This window comes from Duganella sp. 1224, assembly GCF_013408245.1.
Taxonomy (GTDB): domain Bacteria; phylum Pseudomonadota; class Gammaproteobacteria; order Burkholderiales; family Burkholderiaceae_D; genus Rugamonas.
In genome coordinates, this window is sequence record NZ_JACBYS010000011.1 from 60,664 (window position 1) to 85,374 (window position 24,711).

Consider the following 24,711-nt stretch of genomic DNA (forward strand, 5'->3'; position numbering starts at 1 on the left):
AGCCCATGCGCAAGACCCTGATCCTCCTGATGCCGCTGCTATTGGCCGCCTGCGTTGACGACAGCGCCTCGTACTACGCGGACGGCCCGGTGGGCAACCACGCGCTGACCATCCACCGCGCGCAAAAGCATTTCTGGAGCAAGGAGAGCCGGGTGGAACTGATCATGCAGCGCCTGCCGGACTGCGTGCGCCGCGTGGAGCTGAGCGAGATGCCGGCGGACGAGGTGGAAATCGAACTGCTGTCCGGCGGCGACAACGTCTGGACGCTGCGCGCCGGCAGCGAGATGTGGCAGGTCGAAACCCAGACCTGCACCATGTATCCGGATGTGAAGGGGGATGGCGGCGAGCTGATGGGAGTGTTTCGCGACGACGGCGGCAAGTTCGTCTACGAAGCCGCCGTCATCGAAACCGTTCCCGCCGATACCAAATAAGCTCAGCGCACCAGTGCGATCTGGCGCCTGGCCGGCCGTGACGCCGTCCGCGCCGCCGGCGCCGGCGCCACCGCCCCCGCCGCGCCGGCCGGCGCGTCGCCGCCCAGCCTGAAGCGCGCCACCAGCGTGGCCAGCATCGCCGCCTGTTCCTGCATGCTGCCGGCCGCCGCCGCCGCCTGCTCCACCAGCGCGGCGTTCTGCTGGGTCACCGAATCCATCTCCGTGATCGCCATGTTGACGTGGCCGATGCCCGTGCTTTGCTCGCTCGAGGCGTCGGTGATGGCCGACATGATCTGCGTCACCCGCGACACGCTCATCACCACCTGGTCCATCGTCGTGCCGGCCTCGGCCACGAGCGCGCTGCCGTTGTTGATGCTGTCCACCGAGGCGTTGATCAGCTCCTTGATTTCCTTGGCCGCCGCCGCCGAGCGCTGCGCCAGGTTGCGCACCTCGGACGCCACCACCGCGAAGCCACGGCCCTGTTCGCCGGCGCGCGCGGCCTCCACCGCCGCGTTCAGGGCCAGGATATTGGTCTGGAAGGCGATGCCGTCGATCACGCTGATGATGTCGACGATGCGCGTGGCCGAGGCGTTGATGGTTTCCATCGTCTGCACCACCTGCGACACCACCTTGCCGCCGCGCTCGGCCACTTCCGAGGCCGACTGCACCAGCTTGTTGGCCTGGACGGCGTTGTCGGCGTTCTGGTTGACGGTCGAGGTCAACTCCTCCATCGACGCCGCCGTCTCCTCCAGCGAGCTGGCCTGCGACTCGGTGCGGGCCGACAGGTCCATATTGCCGGACGCGATCTCGCTCGACGCGGTGGCGATGGTGTCGGCGCTGCGGCGGATCTCGCCGATGGTCTCGGCCAGCCGCTGCTGCATCGCCTTGACCGAGTGCAGGATGCTGCCCTGGTCGGCCGCGTGCACCTGGACCTGCACGCTGAGGTCGCCGTCGGCGATCTGCTGCGTCACCTCGCCCACGTACTCCGGCGTGCCGCCGATGGTGTGGCGCAGGCTCTTGTTGACCAGGCTGACCACCAGCCACAGCAGTGCGCACACCAGCGCCAGCCAGCCGGCCGATTTCAGCAGCGAAGCATAGAAGGCAGCGTCGATGTCGTCGATGTAGACGCCGGTGGTCAGGTCCCAGTTCCACGGCGCGTAGTGAACCACGCGGCTCATCTTCGGCACCGGCTCGGTCGAGCCCGGACGCGACCAGTAATAATTGACGAAGCCGCCGCCCTCGGGCAGCGCGCCGGCGGCGGCGATCTCGCGGTAGACGTAGGTGCCCTTGGGGTCCTTCAGGTCGACCAGGTCCTTGTTATTGTTCTCCGGCTTGATCGGATGCATCAGCGAGACGGTGCCGCTGCTGATGGTGAAGTAGCCGTCCTTGGCGTAGCGCAGGTTCTTGACCGCCTCCATCGCCTGTTTCTGCGCCTCCTCCTTGCTGAGCGCGCCGGAGGCGGCCTTGTCGCCGAACTGCTTGACCACGTTGAGCGCCAGGTCGTCGACATTGCGCAGGTCGCTGGCGCGCTCCTCCATCCGCACCTTGCGCGTCTGGATGGTTTCAAACAGGAAGATCGCCGTGATGCACAGCAGGCTGCAGATCAGCGGCACCCACAATTTTTGCTGGAAGGACAACTTGTTCATGGGGCGAGTCTCCTATTGTCTTATGGAAACCAGCATACCTCCAAACTTCCTTGCAGAGTGCAACAAATTTCATTCTTGTGGTTTATCCGCAAATACAAACGGACTGGGCAATTGCCCAGCCCGCGCGGCGCGCCGCTCAGTGGGCGGCGTTTTCAGGCTGGGCCGGCTTGGCGGCCAGTTGCGCCTTGACGGCGGCGCTTTTCGCGCGCGGCGCCATGTAGGCCGGGTCCAGGTAGGCCTCGTTGGTGTCGAGCAGGCCGGCCTTGCGGGCGGCCAGGGTGTCGGCCTTGACCTGCTCGCGCGTCAGCGTGCTGGGGCCGCTGGCGAGGAAGGTCTGGTCGAAGGCGGCTTCGCTGGGGTCGGCGGCGAAGGTACTGCCGGCGGCCAGCAGGGCGACGGCGGCGAAGAGGGCTTTGGCGTTCATGATGGTGCTCCAGGGAAGGAATCGATGGAGTCATCTTAGTATTAAGTATTTCGATAAAAAAGCGCAATTATCGGCTTGGAATGATCGGCTTATCGAATCTCACCCTCCCGGTAGAAATGTGTCCACAAGCAACAAAAATGTGTCAGAATGGTGGCTTATTATTAACAATCATTCACCCACATGAAATCGCTCCTGTCGACGACGTTTTTGGCACTGTGCGCGTGCGAGGTCCACGCCGCGGCGTTGCCGAAGATCGACGGCGCGGCGCTGCTGGAACAGATCACCACGCTCGCCTCGGATGACTTCGAGGGCCGCGCGCCCGGCACCCATGGCGAGGACATGACCATCGCCTACTTGCAGCAGCAGTTCAAGCAACTGGGGCTGGAGCCGGGCAACCCGGACGGCGGCTACCTGCAGACGGTGCCGCTGGTCGGCATCTCCAGCCATCCGACGCTGAGCTACAGCGGCAAGGACGGCAAGCCGGTGCAGCTGCGCTTCGGCGGCGACTACATCGCCTGGACCGCGCGCGGCGACAAGCAGCTGGACGTGGCCAACTCCGAGCTGGTGTTTGTCGGCTACGGCACCCAGGCGCCGGAATTCAAGTGGGACGACTACAAGGGCGCCGACCTCAAGGGCAAAACGCTGGTCATGCTGATCAACGACCCGCCGGTGCCGGACCCCAAGCATCCCCGGCTGCTCGACCCGGCGGTGTTCGGCGGCAGCGCGGTCACCTGGTACGGCCGCTGGAACTACAAGTTCGAGATGGCGGCCAGGATGGGCGCGGCGGCAGCGCTGATCGTGCATGACAAGACGGCCGGCTACCCGTACGAGTTCGTCGTCAACAGCTGGGGCCGCGAAAACTTCGCGCTGAAAAGCAAGGCCCCGGACCCCGGCTATCCGGCGGTGCCCGGCTGGCTGCAGCAGGAGCGCGCCTGCGAGCTGTTCAAGGCGGCCGGGCTGGACTTCAAGCAACTGAAGGAGCAAGCGCTATCGCGCGGCTTCAAGCCGGTGCCGCTGGGGATCAAGCTGAACGTTTCGATGCTGAACGCCACGCGCGACGTGGTCTCGCACAACGTGGTGGCGCGCATCACCGGCAGCGACCCGCAGCTGAAGCAGGAAGTGGTGGTGTACACCGCGCACTGGGACCACTTCGGCATCGACGACACGCTGCCCGGTCCGCGCACGCAGCAGATCTTCCACGGCGCGGTGGACAACGCCAGCGGCGTGGCGGCGCTGTTGCAGCTGGCGCGCGCCTACAAGGCGCTGCCGGTGGCGCCCAAGCGCACCATCCTGTTCGTGGCGACCACGGCGGAAGAACGTGGGCTGCTGGGCGCGCAATACTACGTGCGGCATCCGCTGTACCCGCTGAACAAGACGGTGCTCAACCTCAACATCGACGGCCTCAACCTGTGGGGCCGCAGCCGCGAGGTCGAGCTGAGCGGCATGGGCAAGTCGAGTGCCGACGAGCTGGTGACCGCGATCGCCGCCAGACAAGGGCGGGTGGTGCGGCCCGACAGCAACGTCAGCTACGGCAGCTACTACCGCGGCGACCAGCTGGAATTCGCGCGCGCCGGCGTGCCGACGATCTACCTGCGCAGCAGCGCCAGCAAGGCGCAGCAGTACACCACGCAGCAATACCACACGGTGCATGACGTGGTGCAGCCGAGCTGGAACCTGGGCGGCGCGCTGGAGGACATCAGCCTGCTGTTCCAGGCCGGCTACCAGGCCGCGCAAGCCAAGGACCAGCCCAAGTGGAAAGACGGCGCCGAGTTCCAGCGCCGTTAACCAAACTCCGCAAACTCCGGGGTCAGGTCCTCCATTTCTACACGGCCTCTGCCGTACGCGCGCGTACGGCAGAGGCCGTGTAGAAATGGAGGACCTGACCCCGGATTATCGGGTTAGAGCGCGGCGGCGAGGGCGGCCGGGAGGCTGGCTTGTCTGGCGGCGAGCTTTTGCAGCTGGCTCAGGTTGCGCTGCTGGCGGGCGTCGGCGCCCGCCGCCTGGATGTCGGCCAGCAGGCCTTGCGCGGCCTGCGCGATGCGAACGCTGTCCTGCGGTGCCAGGTCGAGCACGCTGGTCAGGTAAGTCACGCCCCATTGCAGCCGCGTGGCCGGGCCGCGCGCCGCGTCCCAGGCCTTGCCGTACCAGTCCAGCACGCCCGCGATGTCGTTGCGGCGCCGCGCGCTGGCCGCCAGACTCAGCATGAAGTAGTACGGCGAATGCGAACGCGGCAATTCGTCCAGCAACACTTGCTCCGCCTGCGCCGCCAGGCCGGCGTCGTTCAGCGCGCTGACGGCGGTGTTGACCAGCGTGTGGCGCTCGTACGGATCGGTCGATTCGGCCAGCGCGTCACGCACCCGCGCCAGCACCTGGTCCTGCAGCCCCTGCGTGGGCGCCAGCAGGCGCGCCATGCGCATCTGCAGCCGCGCCGCCATCAGGCGGTCGGGCGCGCCGAGCCAGAAGTCGTCCGCCCATTGCGCCGCCACGCCGCCCAGCGCGGCCGCCAGTTCCTCGCGCCGGCCGGCGATCTTGATCAGGTTGAGGCCACTGTTGTTGAGGATGTCCATGTTGGAGCGCGCCAGCCGGGCGTCGGCCAGCAGCGCCAGCAGCGCGTCGGCGTCGGCGCTGCCGCTGGCCAGTGCGGCGTGCAGCCGCAAGCGCGTGGCGGCGTCCGGATTGGTGCTGGCGGCGGCCAGCGCCGTCAGCGTGGGCGCCAGCGCGCGCGTGCCGAGCAGCTTGCCCTCGTCGGTGTCCCACGAGTAGTGGCTCAGCAGCGACCACTCGTCGGCACGCAGGGCGCGCGATGCGCTCAGCGCCGCCTCCAGCGCGGCGGCAGCCGATGCGCCGGCCTGGTGCACGGCCAGCGCGACGTCGAAGGCGGCAACAAACAGTTCGCCGTCCAGCTCGCACGGCAGGCGCGTGATTTCGCTGCCGTCCGGCGCGAACAGCACCAGCGTCGGGTAGCTGCGCAACTGGTGACGCGCGGCCAGCGCCTGGGCGCCGGGGCTGTCGCCGTCGAGGTGGTAGCACAGCACCGAGGCCGCGCGCGCGGCAAACTCGGCGCGCGCGAAAATCTCGGCCTTGACCCGGTTGCACGGCGGGCACCACGCCGCGCCCCAGTACAGGAACAGCGGACGCTGTTGCGCGCGCGCCAGCGCCAGGGCGGCGTCGAGGTCGCCGTTCAGCCATGCAATTGCCATCGTCGCCGCCCTCGCCTTCAGTCCCTGGCCAGCGCCAGGAATTCGGTGCGCATCGCCAGGTTGGGTTGCAGTTCGCCCAGCATGGCCGAGGTGACGGTTTCTTCGCCCGGCGTGCGGATGCCGCGGCTTTCCATGCACAGGTGGCGGCATTTGACGATGACGCCCACCGCTTTCGGCTCCAGCACTTCCATCAGCGCGTTGGCGATCTGCATGGTCATGCGTTCCTGCACCTGCAGGCGCTTGGCGAAGCAGTCAACCAGGCGGGTCAGCTTGGACAGGCCGACGATCTTGCCGTTCGGGATGTAGCCGATGGTGGCCTTGCCGAAGAACGGCGCCAGGTGGTGCTCGCAGTGGCTGTACACCGGGATGTTGCGCACGATGATGAATTCGTTGTACTGCTCGGCGCCGTCCTCAAACGCCTTCAGCAGCGCGACCGGGTCTTGCCCGTAGCCCGAGGTCCAGTGCTGCCAGGCCTTGGCAACGCGGGCCGGGGTTTCCAGCAGGCCGGGACGGTCGGGGTCTTCGCCGATGCTGGCAATCAGCCGGCGCCAGTCGTTTTCCGTAAATTCTTGGGACATGATGCAACACCTTTTTTTGAAATAGCCCGACAGTATACAGAAAATGCGCCGGCCTCACCGGGGCCGGTGGGCGTCGATCAGGCGCGCGGCGATCGACACCTTGACCGGCAGTTCCGGCCACGCGTCGTCCGGGCCGAACCAGCGGGCGTCGGCGATTTCGCTCGGCTGGACGCGGATCTCGCCGTCCAGGTAGTCGGCGGTATAGGCCAGCATCAGCGAGTGCGGGAACGGCCATGACTGGCTGCCGAAGTACTTCAGGTTGTGCACCTTGAGCCCGACTTCCTCGAACACCTCGCGGTGGATCGCCTCCTCGACCGACTCGCCGGCCTCCAGGAAGCCGGCCAGCGCCGTGTAGCGCTGGTACGGCGAGTTGGTGTGCATGGCCAGCAGCACCTGCTCGCCCTTGCGCACCAGCACCATCATGGCCGGCGAAATGCGCGGATAGGCGCTGTGGCCGCAGTTCGGACATTTGTAGCAGCGCTCGCCTTCGAGCAGTTGCAGCGCGGTGGCGCACACGCCGCAATAGCGATGGGTACGCGCCCACTCGACCAGCTGGAAGGCACGCCCGGCCACGCCAAGGAAACCATCGTCCAGCACGCCGAACAGCCCGCGCATTCCGTGGTAGCCAAAATCCGCCCCCGGCAGCAGCGGCTCATCCAGCCACGCGGCCTGGTAGTAGCGCCCCTCCCACAGCCCCAGCGGATGGATGCGCTCCGGCGCCAACGGCAGGCCGCGCAGGTGCGCCGCGTCCGGCAGGCCCATCACGCTGTTGCGCAAAAGCAACTCTCCGCGATGGAAGACAAAGGTCAGGGGATGGTCGTGGTCCTGGGGACGGATGACGGGCTCAAATGTGGCGGGAGTCTGCAGCATGGCCGGGAAAATAAAGGAATCGGGCAACACCGCATCTTACAGTGTTTCCTGATTACTTATTTTGCTGCCTCAAATTCATGACATCCGGATGACAAAATGAGCGCTAAGTCATTGTTTTCAGGCCAAGAATTGGCACTAAATTCAGTCTTTTTTCCCGGCTTAAACCGCGTTAACGGTAAGATATATTTCCCGTGGGAGATTATCAGACATGGCATTCAATATATCCGAACTTACGACCGACCAAATCAAGGCACTGCAATCGTCGCAGATCGCCGCGCTGACCACGGCCGACGCCGCCGCGCTCAGCACGCTGCAGATGACCGTGCTCAGTACCGACCAGCTCAGCTGGATCGGCACGGCCCAGCTGCGCGCCTTGACCACGCCGGTGTTGCAGGCCATCAGCACGCAGCAGCTGAACGCGCTGTCGACGCGCCAGGTGGCCGCCTTCACCACTGGACAGTTCGCCAGCCTGACCACCAGCCAGCTGAGCGCCGGCCTCACCACGCTGCAGTTCGGCGCGCTTACCAGCGCCCAGCTCGCCATGCTGAGCCAGGCCCAGGTCGGCGTCATCGAAACCCAGGACCTGGCCGCGCTCAAGACCGCGCAACTGGTCACGCTGGGCAGCGACCAGTTGCGCGCGCTCGGCAGCGACCAGATCCAGGCCCTCACCACGGCCCAGACCGCGTCGCTGAAGACCCAGCAGATCGCCGCGCTGACCAGCGCCCAGATCGCCAGCCTCGGCACCCATGATGTCGCCGCGCTGACCTCGCAGCAGCTGAACACGCTGGACGCCACCCAGCTGGGCGCGCTGACCAGCGGCCAGCTGGACGCGCTGAGCACGGCGCAGACCACCAGCCTGTCGACCACGCAGATCGGCCGCCTCGGCACCGACCAACTGGCCGCGCTGGGCACCGCCGGCCTGGCCGTGCTGAAGACGCAGCAGATCGCCGCGCTGACCACCAGGCAGTTCACCGCCCTCAACAGCGACCAGATCGCCGCCCTGACCACCGCCCAGGCGCAGGCGCTGACCACCTTGCAGCTGAGCCTGATGTCCAGCGACCAGCTGGCCGCGATGGAATCGCAGGACCTGGCCGCGCTGAAGAGCCAGCAGCTGGCCGCGCTGAACACCGCCACCACCGCCGTGCTGGGCACCAACCAGATCGCCGCGCTGAGCACCGCGCAGATCGCCGCGCTGCCGACCGCGCAGGTGCGCGCCCTCACCACTGACCAGATTGTTTCGCTGCGCACCGCGCAGGCAGCCGCGCTGACCACGCTGCAGGTGCAGGCGCTGACCAGCGCGCAGCTGGCCGCGCTGGAAACCGCCGACCTGGCGGCGCTGGGCACGGCCCAGGTCAACGCCCTCGGCACGGCGCAACTGGCCGCGCTGACCACCGACCAGATCGTGGCGCTGCGCAGCGCCCAGGCTGGCGCGCTGAGCTCGCAGCAACTGGCGGCGCTGTCCACCGACCAGGTGGCCGCGCTGGAGACGGCCGACCTGGCCGCGCTGAAGACCAGCCAGATCGGCGGCCTCGCCACGGCCGCCATCGCCGCCCTCGGCAGCAACCAGATCGCCGCGCTGACCACGGCCCAGTTGTCCACGCTGAGCACGCGCCAACTGGCCGCGCTCGACAACGCACAGATCGCCGCCCTCACCACGGCCCAGGCGGCCAACCTGACCACGCAGCAGGTCGCCGCGCTGAGCAGCGACCAGTTGAACGCGCTGGAATCGCGCGACCTGGCCGCGCTGAAGACCGCGCAGGTGGTGGCGCTGACCACCAGCCAATTGCGCGCGCTGAGCACCGACCAGATCACCAGCCTGAGCTCGCAGCAAGTCGCCGCGCTGAGCACCCAGCAAGTGGCCGCGCTGAGCAGCACGCAAGTACTGTCGCTGTCGTCGGCTGCGCTCGGCGCGCTGCAATCGCAGCAGGTGGCGGCGCTGTCCAGCGACAACGTCAACGCCTTCAGCACCGCGCAGATCGCCGCGCTGAGCACCGCCGTGCTGAGCGCGCTGAGCACCGCCCAGTTCGCCGCGCTGTCGACCGACCAGATCGTGGCGCTGAGCACTGTGCAAAGCAGCGCCCTGGCCACGCGCCAGGTTGCCGCGCTGACCTCGGACCAGCTGAGCGCCTTGCAGACGCAGGACCTGGCCGCCTTCAAGACGCAGCAGATCGCCGCCCTGCGCAGCGCCCAGCTGGTGGTACTGAGCAGCGACCAGATCATCGGCCTCGGCTCGCAGCAGGTGGCGGCGCTGAGCACCACCCAAGTGGCCGCGCTCGGCACCGACCAGGTGGCCGTGATGGAAACCCGCGACCTGGCCGCGCTGAACTCGCAGCAGGCGATCGCGCTCGGCAGCAATGCCGTCGCCGCCCTCACCACCACCCAGTTCGCCGCGCTGACCACCAATGTGCTGAGCAGCCTGACCAGCGCGCAAGTCGGCGCCATCACCACCGACCAGATCGTCGCGCTGACCACGCTGCAGAGCGCGCAACTGGCCACGCGCCAGATCGCCGCGCTGTCCAGCGACCAGCTGGGCGCGCTGGAAACGCGCGACCTGGCGGCCTTCAAGACGCAGCAGATCGTCGCCCTGACCACCAGCCAGATCAGCCAGCTCAGCACCACCCAGATCGCCGCACTCGGCACGCTGCAGGTGGCCAACCTGAGCAGCCAGCAACTGGCCACGCTCAATTCCGACCAGTTGGCCGCGCTGCCGACCGCCAGCCTGGCCGCGCTGAAAACCGCCCAGGTGTCGGCGCTGAACACCGACGCGCTGGCGGCGCTGCCCACCGCGCAGATCGCCGCGCTGACCACCGCCGTCCTCAACGCGCTGAGCAACACGCAGGTGGCGGCCCTGACCACCGACCAGATCGTGGCGCTGAGCACGCTGCAAGCCAGCGCGCTCAACACGCGTGAAATCGGCGCGCTGTCCAGCAACCAGGTCTCCGCGCTGGAAACGCGCGACTTCGCCGCCCTCAAGACCCAGCAGATCGTCGCCCTGACGCCGGGCCAGATCAGCGCCCTGACCACCGACCAGATCATCGCGCTGACCACCGCCCAGGCCAGCGCGCTGACCGGCGTGCAGTTGAACGCCCTCACCACCGACCAGCTGGCCGTGATGGAAACCCAGGACTTCGCCGCGCTGCGCACCAGCCAGCTGCTGGGCCTGGGCACCAAGAGCATCGCCACGCTGACGCCAGCCCAGGTGGCGGCGCTGAAGACCGAGCAGATCATCCAGATGACCTCGGACCAGATCCAGGTGCTGAGCAGCACCCAGATCGGCGCCCTGACCACGCTGCAAGTGGGCGCGCTGACCACCACCCAGGTCGGCTACCTGCTGACCAGCCAGCTGTCGGTGCTGGACACGGCCGACTTTGCCGCGCTGAAGAGCAGCCAGCTCAACGCGTTGAGCAGCAACCAGCTGGCCGCCGTCACCACCGACCAGATCGTCGCGCTGACCACGCTGCAGGCCAGCACGCTGTCCACCGCCCAGCTGGCGCGGCTGTCGACCGACCAGCTCAACGCGCTGGAAACGCAGGACTTGAACGCCTTCACCACCGCCCAGGTGGCGTCGCTCGGCAGCGCCACCGTGGCCGCGCTGGACCTGGCCCACGTCAGCGCCCTCAGCACCCGCCTGCTGGCGGCACTGGGCACGGCGCAGTTGCAAGCGCTGGGCACCGACAAGATCGCCGCGCTGAGCACGCTGCAAGCCAGCAACCTCGGCACCGCGCAAGTGGCCGCGCTGAGCAGCAACCAGTTGCAGGCGCTGGAAACCGTCGACCTGGCCGCGCTGAAGACGCAGCAGATCGCCGCGCTGAGCGACAGCCAGATCGCCGTCCTCGGCAGCGACCAGATTGTTGCCCTCAGCACGCTGCAAGTGAGCAACCTGAGCACCCGCCAGCTGAACGCGCTGACCACCAGCCAGATCGCGGCGATGGAAACGCGCGACCTGGCCGCGCTGCGCAGCGCGCAGATCGCCGGCCTCGGCAGCGACAGCCTGAACGCCCTGAGCAGCACGCAGGTGCAGGCGCTGACCACCGCGCAACTGCAGGCGCTGAACAGCAGCCAGCTGCAAAACCTGGCCACGCAGCAGATCGCCGCGCTGACCAGCGCCCAGGCGCTGAGCCTGGGCACGGCGCAGATCCCGCAACTGGGCAGCGACCAGCTCGCCGCCCTCGGCACCACCCTGCTCGGTCAACTGAAGACGCAGCAGATCGCCGCGCTGCGCAGCAACCAGATCGCCGCGCTCGACAGCGCCCAACTGGCCGCGCTGTCGACGCTGCAGGTCAGCAACCTCACCAGCCAGCAGCTCGCCGCCCTCGGCAGCGACCAGCTGAACGCACTGGACAGCCAGGACCTGGCCGCGCTCAAGACCCAGCAGATCGCCGCCCTCAGCACGGCCCAGATCGCCGGCCTGAGCACCGCCCAGGCCGAGGCGCTGACCACGCTGCAGGCCAGCAGCCTGAGCACCGCGCAACTGGCCGCGCTCGGCGCCGCCCAGCTGCAAACCTTCTCCACCGCCGACATCGCCGCGCTGAAGACCGCGCAGGTGGCGGCGCTCAGCACCGACCAGCTGGCCGCGCTGCTGGGCGGCCAGTTCCACGCGCTGACCACGGCGCAGCTGGCGGCGCTGACAACCAGCCAGTTCCAGTCGCTGGGCAGCGACAAGATCATCGCGCTCAGCACCCTGCAGGCCGCCAGCCTGGGCACGGCGCAAGTGCAGTCGCTCAGCGCCGGCCAGTTGGCCGCGCTGGAAACCGACGACCTGGCCGCGCTGAAAACGGCGCAGATCAACGCCCTGCAGACCAGCCAGATTGCGCTGCTGAACAGCGCCCAGATCGCCGCGCTGACCACGCTGCAAGTGGCCAACCTGAACACGTTGCAACTGGGCGCGCTGGGCACCGACCAGATCCAGGCGCTGGAATCGCAGGACCTGGCCGCGCTGAAGACCGCGCAGTTGCAGGCGCTCGGCAGCAACCAGCTGGACGCCATCACCACCACGCAGTTGCAGGCGCTGACCACGGCGCAACTGGCCTCGCTGAGCACCGCGCAGTTGCAGGCGCTGCTGACGGCGCAGATCGCCGCGCTGAGCACGCGCCAGGTCAGCAGCCTGGCCACGGCGCAGATCGCCAGCCTGGCCACCGCCCAGCTGGCCGCGCTCAACACCGACGACATGGCCGCCCTCAAAACCGCCCAGCTGGCCGCCTTGCGCACCGACCAGGTGGTGCTGCTCAGCACCGACCAGATCGTTGCGCTCAGCAGCAACCAGGTGGCGGCGCTGTCGACCGCCCAGCTGTCGTCGCTGACCTCGAACCAGGTGGCCGCGCTCAGCACCGATGACTTCGCCGCGCTGAGCATCGCCCAGTTGGCCGCGCTGGGTTCGCTCAACAACCTCGGCACCGACCAGATCCAGGCGCTCACCACCGCCCAGATCGCCGGCCTCAGCGCCGCCCAGGTGGCCGCGCTCAACAGCGACCAGGTCGTCGCCCTGACCACCCGCCAGATCGGCGCCGTCAGCACCGACGGCGTGGCCGCGCTCGGCAGCGACCAGCTCAAAGCGCTGGAACTGCAGGACCTGGCCGCGATGAAAACCGCGCAGGTGGCCGCGCTGCGCACCGACCAGATCGGCTGGCTCAGCACCGACCAGATCAGCGTGCTGACCTCGGCGCAGGTCAGCGGCCTGTCGACCCAGCAGACCGCCGTCCTCAGCACCGCGCAGATCCAGGCGCTGGGCAGCGATGACGTCGCCGCGCTGCGCACCGCCCAGATCGCCATCCTGCGCAGCGACCAGTTGCAGGCGCTCGGCGTGACGCAGGTGCAGGCGCTGACCGTGATCCAGATGAACGCGCTGAGCACCGACCAGGTGCAGTCGCTGAGCTCGGACCAGATCATTGAACTGAGCACCCAGCAGTACGCCGTGCTCGGCACCAGGCAGCTGGCGGCGCTGACCACCGCCCAGCTGGGCGTGCTGGAGCTGGTGGACCTGGTGGCGCTGCGCTCGGCGCAGATCGCCGCCCTCGGCACCGACCAGATCCGCGCGCTGACGCCGGACCGCATCGCCGTGCTGACCACCGGCCAGGCGCAGGCACTGACCAGCGCGCAACTGCTGGCGCTCGGCTCGGACCAGTTGCAGGCGCTCAGCACCGACGACCTGGTGGCGCTGCGCACCGCGCAGATCGCCGCGCTGGCCACCAATCAGCTTAATTCGCTGCAAGACTTCCAGCTGCAAAGCTTCGGCGCCGTGCAGCTGGGCGCGCTCAGCAGCACGCAGTTGCAGGCGCTCGGCAGCGACCAGATCATCCAGCTGACCACGCAACAATTCGGCCTGCTGTCCACCGCGCAAATCGCGCTGCTGACCACGGCCCAGCTGGGCGCCATCGAGCTGGACGATCTGGCCGCGCTGAAAACCGCGCAGGTACTGGCGCTCAGCAGCGACCAGCTCCAGGCGCTGACGCTGGACCGCGTGGCCGCGCTGACCACGCTGCAAGTGCAGGCACTGGCCAACAGCCAGCTGGCCGCCCTGAGCACCGACCAGTTGCAGGCGCTGGGCACCGACGCGCTGCAGGCGCTGCGCACCGCCCAGATCAACGCCCTCAGCACGAACCAGCTGGGCGCGCTGACGCCGGACCAGTTGCAACACCTGACCACCGACCAGATCAACGCGCTGACGTCGGCCCAGGCGCAGGCGCTGACCAGCGACCAGATCGGCCTGCTGACCTCGCAACAGATCGACAGCCTGAGCACGCGCGCGCTGAACGCGCTGAGCAGCAGCCAGATCGCCGCCATCAGCACCGACAACTTCGCCACGCTGTCAAGCAGCCAGATCGGCGCGCTCAATGCCGCCCAGTTCGGCGCGATCACCACCGACCAGATGGTGGCGCTGACCAGCACCCAGGCCATCGGCCTGGCCACCGCGCAGATCGCCGCCCTCAGCAGCGACCAACTGGACGCGCTGGAAACGGTCGACTTCATCGCGCTGCAGAGCGCGCAGGTGGCCGCCATCACCACCGCCAACATCGGCGCGCTGACCACCGACCTGGTCGGCGCCCTCACCACGGCCCAGTTGGCCGCGCTGGGCACCGACCAGATCGCCGCGCTGCGCACCGACCACATCGCCACGCTGAGCAGCAACCAGGTGGTGTCGCTGAGCGCGACGCAGATCGGCGCCCTTGGCACCGACCAGGTCAGCGCCCTCAGCACGGACGACTTTGTCGCGCTGCGCAGCAACCAATTGACCGCGCTCAGCACCGTCCAGTTCGGCGCGCTGACCAGCGACCAGTTGAACGCACTGTCGACCGCCGCCTTCACCGGCCTGACCAGCGCCATGATCGGCGCGCTGACCACCTACCAGTTCGCGCACCTGAGCACCGGCCAGGTCGGCGCACTGACGTCGGCGCAAGCGCTGGTGCTGAGCACCGGCCAGCTGGCCGCGCTGAGCACCGACCAGTTCAGCGCCATCAATACCAGCGCCATCCGCAACCTGCAATCCGACCAGATCGGCGCGCTGGGCACCGACCAGATCGTGGCCCTGAGCACCCGCCAGGTGCGCGCACTGACCAGCACGCAACTGAACGCGCTGCTGAGCGACCAGATCGGCGCGCTGGAAACGACGGACCTGGCGGCGCTGACCACCGCCCAGTTCAACCTGCTGAGCACCGACCAGTTGCACGCGCTGCACACCGAGCAGCTGGCGTCGCTGTCGACCGCGCAGATCGCCACGCTGACCACCGACCAGCTCAGCGCCGGCCTCGGCACCGACCAGATCGTCGCGCTGACCACGACTCAGGCTGCCGCGCTGGGCACCAAGCAGGTCGCCGTCCTGACCACCGACCAGGTGGCCGCGCTGGAAACCGACGACCTCAACGCGCTCGGCACCCGCCAGTTGACGGTGCTGACCAGCGACCAGATCACCGCGCTGGGCAGCGACCAGTTGAACAGCCTGGCCACCAGCGGCCTGGCGGCGCTCACCACCAGCCAGCTGCTGAACGGCCTGACCACGGCCCAACTGGCCGCGCTGGACAGCAACCACATCAGCGCGCTGACCACCAGCCAGCTGGCCTACGGCCTCGGCACCGACGCCATCGCCGCGCTGACCACCGACCAGCTGGGCGCGCTGCGCACCGCGCAAACCGCCAGCCTGGCGACGCTGCAGATCGCCGCGCTGACCAGCGACCAGATCGTGGCCCTCAGCACCGCCCAGGCGGCCACGCTGAGCACGCAGCAAGTGGCGGCGCTCACCACCGATCAGCTGGCCGCGCTGGAAACGGTCGACCTGCAGGCGCTGGCCACGCGCCAGCTCGGCGCCCTGAGCGCCGTGCAGCTGGCCGTGCTGAGCACCGCGCAGTTGAACGCGCTGACCACGACCCAGTTTGCCGCGTTGGGTACCAGCCAGCTGGCCAACGGCCTCAGCACCGATCAACTGGCCGGCCTGGATAGCAGCCACATCAGCGCCCTCACCACCGCCCAGCTGGCCTATGGCCTGACGCTGGACGCGCTGGCGGCGCTCAGCAGCGACCAGATGCAGGCGCTGCGCACGGCCCAACTGGCCGCGCTGACCACGCTGCAAGCCAGCGCGCTCAGCACCGATCAGCTTGCCGCGCTGACCACCGACCAGGTCAGCGGCCTGTCCACCGCGCAAATGCCGGTGCTCAGCGCCGACCAGCTGGCCGCGTTCAGCACCGCGCAGATCGCCGCGCTCGACACCCAGGACGTGGCCGCGCTGACCGCCAGCCAGTTCACCGGCTTGTCGACCGACCAGACCGTCGCGCTGACCACCGGCCAGGTGCGCGGCCTCAAGACCGCCCAGGTCGCCGCGATGGACGGCACCCAGATCGGCGTCTTCAGCAGCGACCAATTGCAAGCCTTGAGCACCCAGCAGGCCGCCGCGCTCAGCGTGGTCGCCGTCACCGCGCTGTCGACCGCCCAACTGGGCGCGCTGACCACGGCCGACGTCGCCGCATTGGGCACGCAGCAGGTGGCCAGCCTGGCGACCAGCCAGTTGGCCGGCCTCAACACCAGCCAGGTGCAGGCGCTGACCAGCGCCCAGCTCGGCGCGATGACGGCCGACCAGCTGTTCGCCTTCAGCACCAGCCAGATCGCCGCGCTGCGCACCACGCAGATCGGCTACCTGACCACCACCCAGCTGGCCGCGCTGTCCGACCCGCAGGTGCAGGCGCTCAGCACCGACCAGATCGCCTCGATCAAGCTCAGCCAGATCACCGCGCTGACCATCGACCAGGTCGGCGTGCTCGCTTCCGACCAGTTGCGCGCGCTGACCACGGCGCAGATCCAGGCGCTGAGCAGCACCCAGCTCAACGCGCTGACCGGCCAGCAGGCCGGGGCGCTGACCACCGCCCAGATGGCGGCGCTCAAGAACGCCCAGATCGCCACGCTGGACGCGACCCAGCTGTACGGCTTCACCACCGACCAGCTGGCCGCGTGGAGCACCAGCCAGCTGGGCTCGCTGACGACGACGCAGATCGGCTACCTGTCGACCGACCAGATCGCCGGCCTGAGCAACACCCAGGTGGCCGGCCTCAAGGTCAGCCAGCTGCAAGCGTTCAGCAACAACCAGATCCAGGCCTTCACGGCGGCGCAAGTGCCGGCACTGAGCACCACGCTGCTGGCCGCGCTGAGCCTGGGCCAGGCCAACGCGCTGACCGCCACCCAGGTGGCGTCGATGTCGATCAGCCAGACCATGGCGTTGAACAGCGCGTCGGTCAACTACGCGACGCCGCTGATCCTCGACCTCGACGGCAACGGCGTGCAAACGCAAAGCATCGCCGCCGGCGTCCAGTTCGACATCCGCGGCGACGGCAACCGGGTCGCCACCGGCTGGGTCGACCGCCATGACGGCCTGCTGGCCCTGGACCGCAACGGCGACGGCATCATCAACGACGGCAGCGAATTGTTCGGCAGCGCCACCACGCTGGCCGACGGCAGCAAGGCCAAGGACGGCTACGCCGCGCTGGCCGCGCTCGACAGCAACGGCGACGGCCAGATCACGGCCGCCGACAGCGCCTACGGCGCGCTGCGCGTGTGGGTCGACAGCAACGGCGACGGCATCAGCCAGGCCGACGAGTTGAAGACGCTGAGCCAGCTGAACATCGCCGCCATCAGCACCAAGGCCAGCAGCACGCTGACCCAGCAGAACGGCAACCTGATCGGCCTGACGTCCAGCTACACCAGCACCGACGGCAGCGTGCACGAAAGCGCGGACGCCTGGTTCCTGGCGCAGAAAGCAACGTCCACTGCCTCGCTGCAACAGCAAGTGAGCGGCCTGAGCCACGCCATCGCCAGCTACGCCGCCGCGCCCGCCCCTGCGGCGCCGGCGCAACAGCTGACGTTGACGGCATCGGCCGCCGCCAGCGCCCCGGCGCTGGCGCTGTCCGAAGCGCTGCAGCACTACCACGCCGCGCAAGGCCTGCAAGGCGCCACCGCCGCGCTGACCGGCAAGCAGACGTTCGACGAACCCGCCAACCACTGGTTCGCCGCCCCCAAGCGCTAAAAGACGGGGTCAGGTCCTCCATTTCTACACGAGCTGTGCCGTAAGCGACGCTTACGGCACAGCTCGTGTAGAAATGGAGGACCTGACCCCGGAGTAGAGGTGGTTTTACAGTCTTGCTCCAGAGCCAAAAGTTGCCCCTTATCCTGCTGCAAAAAGGTATGATAGGGCTCGGACCGATTCCACTCTACGCTCTGCTATGACCTCACAAGCACCTGCAGCACCTACCCCCACCGATAACAGCCCGCTGGGCTCCGTCATGGCCATGGCCGTCAAGGGCCAGTTGTCCATCGCCGATCTGTTCGGCGCCGCCGCCGTCTTGCAGGAAAGCGGACAGCTGCCGGCCGCCATCGGCCTGTACCGCGCCTGGATCGAGCACACGCCGTCGCCGCTGATCTACGCCGCCTGCTTCAACCTGGCCGTGGTGCTGTCCAATGCCGGCGACGATGCCGGCGCGGAAGTGGTGTTGCGCAAGGCCATCGCCCAGAACCCGCATTTCATCGAGGCCCGCCTCAACCTCGGCACCCTGCTGGAACGCACCGGCCGCCCGGACGACGCGCTGGCCATGTGGCAATCCATCCTCAACGATCCGATCGAGCCGGACGTCAAGTCCAACCGCACGCTGTACCTGCAGACCCTGAACAACCTCGGCCGCCTGCTGGAAATCCAGAAGCGCTATCCGGAGGCCGAGGCCATGCTGGCCACCAGCCTGCGCGTCGATCCGCAGCAGGCCAATGTGATGACCCACTGGGTCCACCTGCGCCAGAAGCAGTGCGAGTGGCCGGTGTACAGCGGCCTGGAAAACATCTCGGTGGCCACCATGATGGAAGGCACGTCGGCGCTGGCCATGCTGAGCGCGTCCGCCGATCCGGCCCAGCAGCTGGCCGCCGCCAAGCGCTTCGTCAACGAGAAGATCAACGCCGCCGTGGCGCCGCTGACCGGCCAGCACGGCTACGGCCACCAGCGCCTGCGCATCGGCTACCTGTCGTCCGATTTCTGCTCGCACGCGGTGTCCATCCTGACCGCCGAGCTGTACGAGCTGCACGACCGCAGCAAGTTCGAGGTCTACGCCTTCAGCTGGAGCCGCGAGGATGGCTCGCCGATCCGCGCCCGCGTGGTCAAGGCCATGGACCATTACATCCGCATCGACAAGATGACCGACGAGCAGGCCGCGCGCACCATCCGCGCCCACGAGATCGACATCCTGGTCGACCTGCACGGCCTGACCCTGGGCGCGCGCCCGCAGATCATCGCCTACCGCCCGGCGCCGGTGCAGCTGACCTACCTCGGCTTCCCCGGCAGCACCGGCCTGCCCGGCATCGATTACGTGATCTCCGACGCGTTCCTGATCACCAAGGAGATGGAGCCGTTCTTCACCGAGAAGCCGCTGCACCTGCCGGACTGCTTCCAGATCAACGACCGCCAGCGCGCCATCGCGCCGACCCCGACCCGCGCCTCGGTCGGCCTGCCGGACGACGCCTTCGTGTTCTGCTCGTTCAACAACAACTTCAAGTTCACGCCCGACCTGTTCGCGGTGTGGATGAACATCCTGCGCCGCGTGCCGAACTCGGTGCTGTGGCTGGTGGCCGACTATCCGGAGGTGCGCGAGAACCTGTGGCGCTACGCCGAGCAGGCCGGCATCGACCGCAACCGCATCCTGTTCAACAGCCGCGCCGTGCCGGCCGAGTACCTGGCGCGCTACCAGCTGGCCGACCTGTTCCTCGACACCTTCCCGTTCAACGCCGGCACCACCGCCAGCGACGCCCTGTGGGCCGGCCTGCCGCTGCTGACCTGTGCCGGCCAGACCTTCTCGTCGCGCATGGCCGGCAGCCTGCTGCGCGCGGTCGACCTGCCGCAGCTGATCACCCACAGCTTCGAGGACTATGAAAACAGGGCGGTCGAGCTGGCCAGCAACCCGCAGCGCATCGCCGCCATGAAGCGCCAGCTGGCCGCCAACCGCCTGACCTGCGCGCTGTTCGACAGCCCGCGCTTCGTGCGCAACATGGAGGCGGCGCTGCTCAAGGTGGCCAAGCCGGCGGCGCCGCGCCTGGGCGCGCCGGGCCCCGCGGTGCGCCCGCTGGAGCCGTCCGAGCAGCCGGCCGAGCCGGTGCGCATCGACCAGATCCCGATCGTCACCGTGTCCTATAACGCCCCGGACCTGATCGAGGCGCTGCTGCGCACGCTGCGCCAGTTCTACACCAACCGCGTGTACATCATCGACGGCTCGAACCCGGACGTGGCCGAGAAAATCCGCGCCATCACCGACACCTTCGACAACGTCGAGTTCATCCCGTTCGGCTACAACATCCACCACGGCCCCGGCATGACCTGGGCCATCGAGCACCTGGGCCTGTCGGGCGAGGTGCTGTTCCTGGATTCCGACGTCGAGATCCTCAAGGCCGGCTTCCTGGAGGCGCTGCATGGCGAGCTCAAGCCGGGCATGTACGGCGTCGGCAGCACCCAGCCGGTCAACGAGCAGGGCTACGACCGCCCGGATGGCGCCATCAACTATCTGCACCCGGCCTGCATGCTGGTCAACATCGACGTCATGCGCCAGTGGCCGCTGCCGATCAAGCACGGCGCGCCGATGATCCACACCATGCTGGCCCTCAACCACAGCAACAACACCCATCTGTTCAAGCACATCCCGTGGGTGCGCAGCGACTTCGAGGGCGACAAGCCGCCGTTCTACATCAAGCATCCGTGGCAGGGCACGGTGCGCCGCACCGGCGGCTACCACTACGACCTGCCCAACAGCACCGCCGTCAACACCGACCTGCTGCAGTTCATGCCGCCGGAGGCGCGCAAGATCGTCGAGATCGGCTGCCGCGACGGCGCCTTCGCCAAGGCCTACAAGCAGCGCAACCCGATCTGCAACTACACCGGCATGGAAACCGACCCGGCGCTGGTGCAGGCGGCCCGCCCGCACTGCGACTTCGTCTACAACAACGACCTCGAACACGCCGGCCCCGACTTCTGGGACCACGTGCGCGGCGCCGACACCTGGGTGCTGGATGAAACGCTGGAGCAGATGGACGACCCGTGGCGCATGGTGCAGAAGATCCGCACCAACATCGCGCCGGGCGGCAAGATCATCGCCACCCTCCGCAACTTCCAGCACTGGAGCCTGCAGGCGCGCCTGAACGCCGGCGACCTGCGCTACGGCACCCAGGGACTGGACCTGAACCGCAAGCGCATCTTCACGCGCGGCGCCATGCTGGAGCTGTTCCAGCAGGCCGGCTTCCAGATCAGCGGCGGCAGCGCCCGCATCATCGACGAGCCGGCGCGCGAGAAATACCTGCCGGCGATCCGCCTGATGGCCGGCGCCAGCGGCATCGACCCGGTGGTGGCGGTCGAGGACGCGCTGCCGTGGCAATACATCGTCATCGCCGTCGCCGCCTGATTTGAAGGATTCATTCATGAGTTTGCCATTAGTTAGCATCGTCATCCCGTCGTACAAGCCGGCCCACTTCGAGATGTGCCTGCGCTCGGCCATCGGCCAGACCTATCCGAACACCGAGATCCTGGTCAGCGACAACTGCCCGACCGAGGAAATCAAGGCCATCTGCCAGCGCTTCCCGGGCGTGATCTACCAGCGCTCGACCGTGATGCGCGAGCAGAACGTGCTGTCGGCCTTCTACTCCGGCAAGGGCGAGTACATCAAGCCGCTGTACGACGACGACCTGCTGCACCCGTTCTGCATCGAGCGCATGGTGGCGTCGTTCCAGTCGTCGCCGGAGATCGAGCTGGTGTTCTCGGCCTCGCAGGTGATCGACATCGCCAACATGCGGGTGGAAAGCCGCCGCGCCTTCGAGGCCAGCGGCATCATGTCCGGCATCGACATGCACCGCTACATGGTGCTCAACCTGCGCAACCACATCGGCGAGCTGACCACGGTGATGTTCCGCCGCGCCAAGCTGTGGGAACTGGGCTGGCACAAGCTGTTCGTGCGCGGCAGCCACGACTTCACCAAGGGCCTGGCCGACATCGCCAGCTACATCAACTTCACCGAGAACGGCTCGGTGTTCTACGTCGACGAGGAACTGAGCTACTTCCGCCACGACCAGCGGCTGCAGTCCAACTCCAACGCCCATTCCAACCCGTTCTTCGGCAACAACTTCTCCGACTACATCGACCTGGCGGTGTCGGCGCACGAGACCGGCGCCATCACCACCGCCGAGCTGATCGGCCTGCACGAGACGCTGGTCGGCGTCAACCAGCGCCTGGGCGCGGTGTTCCCGCAGATGGGCGAAGCGTTCGCGCGCTACACCGCCTACCGCGCCAACCTGCTCTGAGGCGAGGCGCACCATGTCCCATTCCGATACCGCCCGCCTGCATGCCGGCGCCAGCGTGGCCGCCAGCGCCGCGCTGGGCGACTTCGTCGTGGCCTACGCCGGCGCCGAGGTGGGCGAAGGCTGCCGCGTGCGCGGCTATACCCAGTTGTGGCCCGGCGTGCGGCTGGAAGCCGGCGCCGAGCTCGGCCCCAACGTCACGCTGGAGGCGCCGGCCAACGGCCAGCCGGCCAACATCGTCATCGGCGCCGATGCCCGCGTCGGCGCTGGCGCGCTGATCTGCCAGGGCGTGCGCCTCGGCCAGGGCGCGGTGGTGGCGGCCGGCGCCGTGGTGGCGCAGAACGTGCCGCCCTACGCCATCGTCAGCGGCGCGCCGGCCCGCATCACCGACTACGTGCAGAACGCCAGCGGCGCGCCGGCGCTGGACTGGCACCAGCGCGCCACCTTCCCCGAGCAGCCGTCGGTGGTGCCGCTGGGCGTGGGCGGCGTCACGCTGCACCGCTTCAAGTTCCTGCAGGACCCGCGCGGCGACCTGTCGGTGGGCGAGTTCGAGAAGGAAATCCCGTTCCTGCCCAAGCGCTACTTCCTGGTGCTCAACGTGCCGAGCGACAAGACCCGCGGCGAACACGCGCACCGCGAATGCCACCAGTTCCTGATCTGCGTGAAAGGCAGCTGCGCGGTGGTGGTGGACGACCTGGAGCAGCGCTGCGAAGTGCAGCTCGATTCGCCCGACGTCGGCGTCTACCTGCCGCCGATGACCTGGGGCATCCAGTACAAATATTCCAGCGATGCCGTGCTGTTGGTATTCGCATCCCATTACTACGAGGCCGGCGACTACATCCGCGACTACGATGCATTCGTGGCCGAGAAGCGCGCCCGCCCGCAGGAGCCCGCATGAGCATTCCCTTCCTCGACCTGAAAGCCATCAACCTCACCCAGCAGGACGACATCGAACAGGCGATGCGCCGCGTGCTGCATTCCGGCTGGTACGTGCTGGGCAAGGAAGTGGCGGCGTTTGAAGCGGCGTTTGCCGCCTACTGCGGCACCCGGCACGCGATCGGCGTGGCCAACGGCCTGGACGCCATCTTCCTGCTGCTGAAAGCCTGGGACATCGGCCCCGGCGACGAAGTCATCGTGCCGAGCAACACCTACATCGCCACCTGGCTGGCCGCCTCGCACTGCGGCGCCACGCCGGTGCCGGTGGAACCGGTCGAAGGCACCTACAACCTCGACCCGGCGCGCGTCGAAGCCGCCATCACGCCGCGCACCCGCGCCATCATCCCGGTGCACCTGTACGGCCAGGCGGCCGACATGGACCCGCTGATGGCGCTGGCGGAAAAGCACAAGCTCAAGGTGATCGAAGACGGCGCCCAGGCGCACGGCGCGCTGTACCGCGGCCGCAAGGTCGGCGCGCTGGGCCACGCCGCCGCCTTCAGCTTCTACCCTGGCAAGAACCTGGGCGCGCTGGGCGATGCCGGCGGCATCACCACCGACGACGACGACCTGGCGCACAAGCTGCGTACGCTGCGCAACTACGGCTCGCAGAAGAAATACCACAACGAAGTGGCCGGCTACAACTCGCGGCTGGACGAGTTGCAGGCCGCCGTGCTGTCGGCCAAGCTGCCGGCGCTGGACGGCCAGAACCGCGCCCGCGCCGCCATCGCCGCCATCTATGACGAAGGCCTGGCCGGCATCGCCAGCCTGCGCCTGCCGCTCGTGCCCGCGTGGGCCGAACCGGTATGGCACCTGTACGTGGTGCGCCACCCGCAACGCGACGCCCTGGCCGCCAAGCTGGCCGAGGCCGGCGTCGGCACGCTGGTGCACTACCCGCTGCCGCCCCACCTGCAGCCGGCCTATGCCGAACTCGGCCTGGCCGAAGGCACGCTGCCGGTGTCGGAGGCCATCCATCGCGAAGTGCTGAGCCTGCCGATGGGCCCGACCATGACCGCCGACGAGGCGCGCCAGGTGGTGGCCGCCGTGCGCGCCGCCATCGCCGCACTGGACGCCGCATGAGCGCGCCGCGCTATGTGAAGCCGAAAGCGGTGCGCGGGCACAAGCTGATGTTCCGCGACGCCACCGTCGACGACGCCGAATTCATCCTGTCGCTGCGCACCGACGAGACCAAGAACCGCTACCTGTCCGCCACCTCGTCCGACGTGCAGCAGCAGCGCGACTGGCTGACCCGTTACGCCGCCGACGACAGCCAGATCTACTTCATCATCTGCACGCTGGACGGCCAGCCAGTCGGCACGGTGCGGCTGTACGACCAGCAGGGCGATTCCTTCTGCTGGGGTTCCTGGATCAAGAGCGACGACGCGCCCAGCGGCTTTGGCGTGGAATCGGCGCTGATCATCTACGACTTCGCGCTGCAACTGGGCTTTACGCGCTCGCACTTCCAGGTCAGCAAGGGCAATGACGGCGTCATCAGCTTCCACCTGCGCTTCGGCGCGGTCCAGGTGGCGGAGTTGGAGACCGAGTACCACTACGAAATGAGCCACGACGCCATCCTCGGCGCGCTGGCGCAATACCGCAAGTTCCTGCCGGACGGCGCCAAGGTCGCGTTCTAGGCGCATTTTTCCATCTTCGAAAATTTCGACAATAAGGCGGAAAGTTTTCCGCTTTTTGTTTGCTGTGCGCTCACGGATAATGCATTCCAACGCAGCGCCAACAAGGCGCAACCAATCGAAATTTTTGAATTTACGGAGAATACATCATGCCTACCGCCATCGCCCAACCAGGTCAAACCCTGCTGAACCCGACCAACCACACGCT

General features: G+C 67.9%; 14 protein-coding genes. 8 read left to right on the forward strand and 6 right to left on the reverse strand.

From position 1 onward, the window contains the following. Positions 1-5 precede the first annotated feature (5 nt). A complete protein-coding gene (locus tag FHW58_RS26535) occupies positions 6-431 on the forward strand; it encodes a hypothetical protein (RefSeq protein WP_179676190.1) in 426 nt (141 codons plus the stop codon). A gap of 2 nt (positions 432-433) precedes the next feature. Here the strand turns inward: FHW58_RS26535 and FHW58_RS26540 are convergent, their stop codons facing one another. Next, positions 434-2,077: a methyl-accepting chemotaxis protein gene (locus FHW58_RS26540; RefSeq protein WP_179676191.1), complete on the reverse strand. Its 1,644-nt coding sequence runs from the start codon at positions 2,075-2,077 to the stop codon at positions 434-436. A gap of 136 nt (positions 2,078-2,213) precedes the next feature. Beyond that, positions 2,214-2,501: a DUF4148 domain-containing protein gene (locus FHW58_RS26545; protein WP_179676192.1), complete on the reverse strand. Its 288-nt coding sequence runs from the start codon at positions 2,499-2,501 to the stop codon at positions 2,214-2,216. Positions 2,502-2,681: 180 nt separating this feature from the next. On the opposite strand from FHW58_RS26545, the gene FHW58_RS26550 reads away from it, so the two are divergent. Continuing rightward, positions 2,682-4,286 (forward strand): M20/M25/M40 family metallo-hydrolase, encoded by a 1,605-nt coding sequence (locus tag FHW58_RS26550; protein ID WP_179676193.1) that lies wholly within the window; start codon positions 2,682-2,684, stop codon positions 4,284-4,286. Between the two features lie 113 nt (positions 4,287-4,399). Here FHW58_RS26550 and FHW58_RS26555 read toward each other — a convergent pair whose 3' ends face one another. The 3 genes from FHW58_RS26555 to nudC are packed head-to-tail and all read right to left on the reverse strand — an operon-like array spanning position 4,400 to position 7,149. Continuing rightward, positions 4,400-5,701, reverse strand: a complete 1,302-nt coding sequence (locus FHW58_RS26555; protein WP_179676194.1) for a thioredoxin family protein — start codon at positions 5,699-5,701, stop codon at positions 4,400-4,402. A 17-nt stretch (positions 5,702-5,718) separates the two neighbouring features. Then, positions 5,719-6,279 carry a GTP cyclohydrolase I FolE gene (gene folE, locus FHW58_RS26560; RefSeq protein WP_179676195.1) on the reverse strand — a complete coding sequence of 187 codons (561 nt, stop codon included), beginning with the start codon at positions 6,277-6,279 and terminating at the stop codon, positions 5,719-5,721. Positions 6,280-6,333: 54 nt separating this feature from the next. Then, the gene (gene nudC / locus FHW58_RS26565) at positions 6,334-7,149 is read right to left on the reverse strand and encodes an NAD(+) diphosphatase (protein WP_179676208.1); all 816 of its coding nucleotides are present in this window, start codon (positions 7,147-7,149) and stop codon (positions 6,334-6,336) included. A 208-nt stretch (positions 7,150-7,357) separates the two neighbouring features. On the opposite strand from nudC, the gene FHW58_RS26570 reads away from it, so the two are divergent. From FHW58_RS26570 to FHW58_RS26595, 6 genes are all read left to right on the forward strand, one after another. Next, the gene (locus FHW58_RS26570) at positions 7,358-17,650 is read left to right on the forward strand and encodes a hypothetical protein (protein WP_304506279.1); all 10,293 of its coding nucleotides are present in this window, start codon (positions 7,358-7,360) and stop codon (positions 17,648-17,650) included. 196 nt (positions 17,651-17,846) lie between these two features. Further along, the gene (locus FHW58_RS26575; RefSeq protein ID WP_179676196.1) at positions 17,847-21,050 is read left to right on the forward strand and encodes a methyltransferase domain-containing protein; all 3,204 of its coding nucleotides are present in this window, start codon (positions 17,847-17,849) and stop codon (positions 21,048-21,050) included. A 16-nt stretch (positions 21,051-21,066) separates the two neighbouring features. Continuing rightward, positions 21,067-21,942 carry a glycosyltransferase family A protein gene (locus FHW58_RS26580; protein WP_179676197.1) on the forward strand — a complete coding sequence of 292 codons (876 nt, stop codon included), beginning with the start codon at positions 21,067-21,069 and terminating at the stop codon, positions 21,940-21,942. A gap of 13 nt (positions 21,943-21,955) precedes the next feature. After that, on the forward strand, positions 21,956-22,837 hold the full coding sequence (locus tag FHW58_RS26585) for a WxcM-like domain-containing protein (protein ID WP_179676198.1): 882 nt from the start codon (positions 21,956-21,958) through the stop codon (positions 22,835-22,837). Beyond that, entirely contained in the window at positions 22,834-23,952 is a 1,119-nt protein-coding gene (locus tag FHW58_RS26590) for a DegT/DnrJ/EryC1/StrS aminotransferase family protein (protein WP_179676199.1), read from the forward strand. The genes FHW58_RS26585 and FHW58_RS26590 overlap by 4 nt, the downstream gene beginning before the upstream one ends. Continuing rightward, positions 23,949-24,506: a GNAT family N-acetyltransferase gene (locus FHW58_RS26595; protein ID WP_218892896.1), complete on the forward strand. Its 558-nt coding sequence runs from the start codon at positions 23,949-23,951 to the stop codon at positions 24,504-24,506. The genes FHW58_RS26590 and FHW58_RS26595 overlap by 4 nt, the downstream gene beginning before the upstream one ends. Here the strand turns inward: FHW58_RS26595 and FHW58_RS27350 are convergent. After that, positions 24,503-24,711 (reverse strand): hypothetical protein (locus FHW58_RS27350; RefSeq protein ID WP_218892897.1); only part of this gene is annotated, 209 nt, incomplete at its 5' end. The two genes, FHW58_RS26595 and FHW58_RS27350, sit on opposite strands and share 4 nt — an antisense overlap.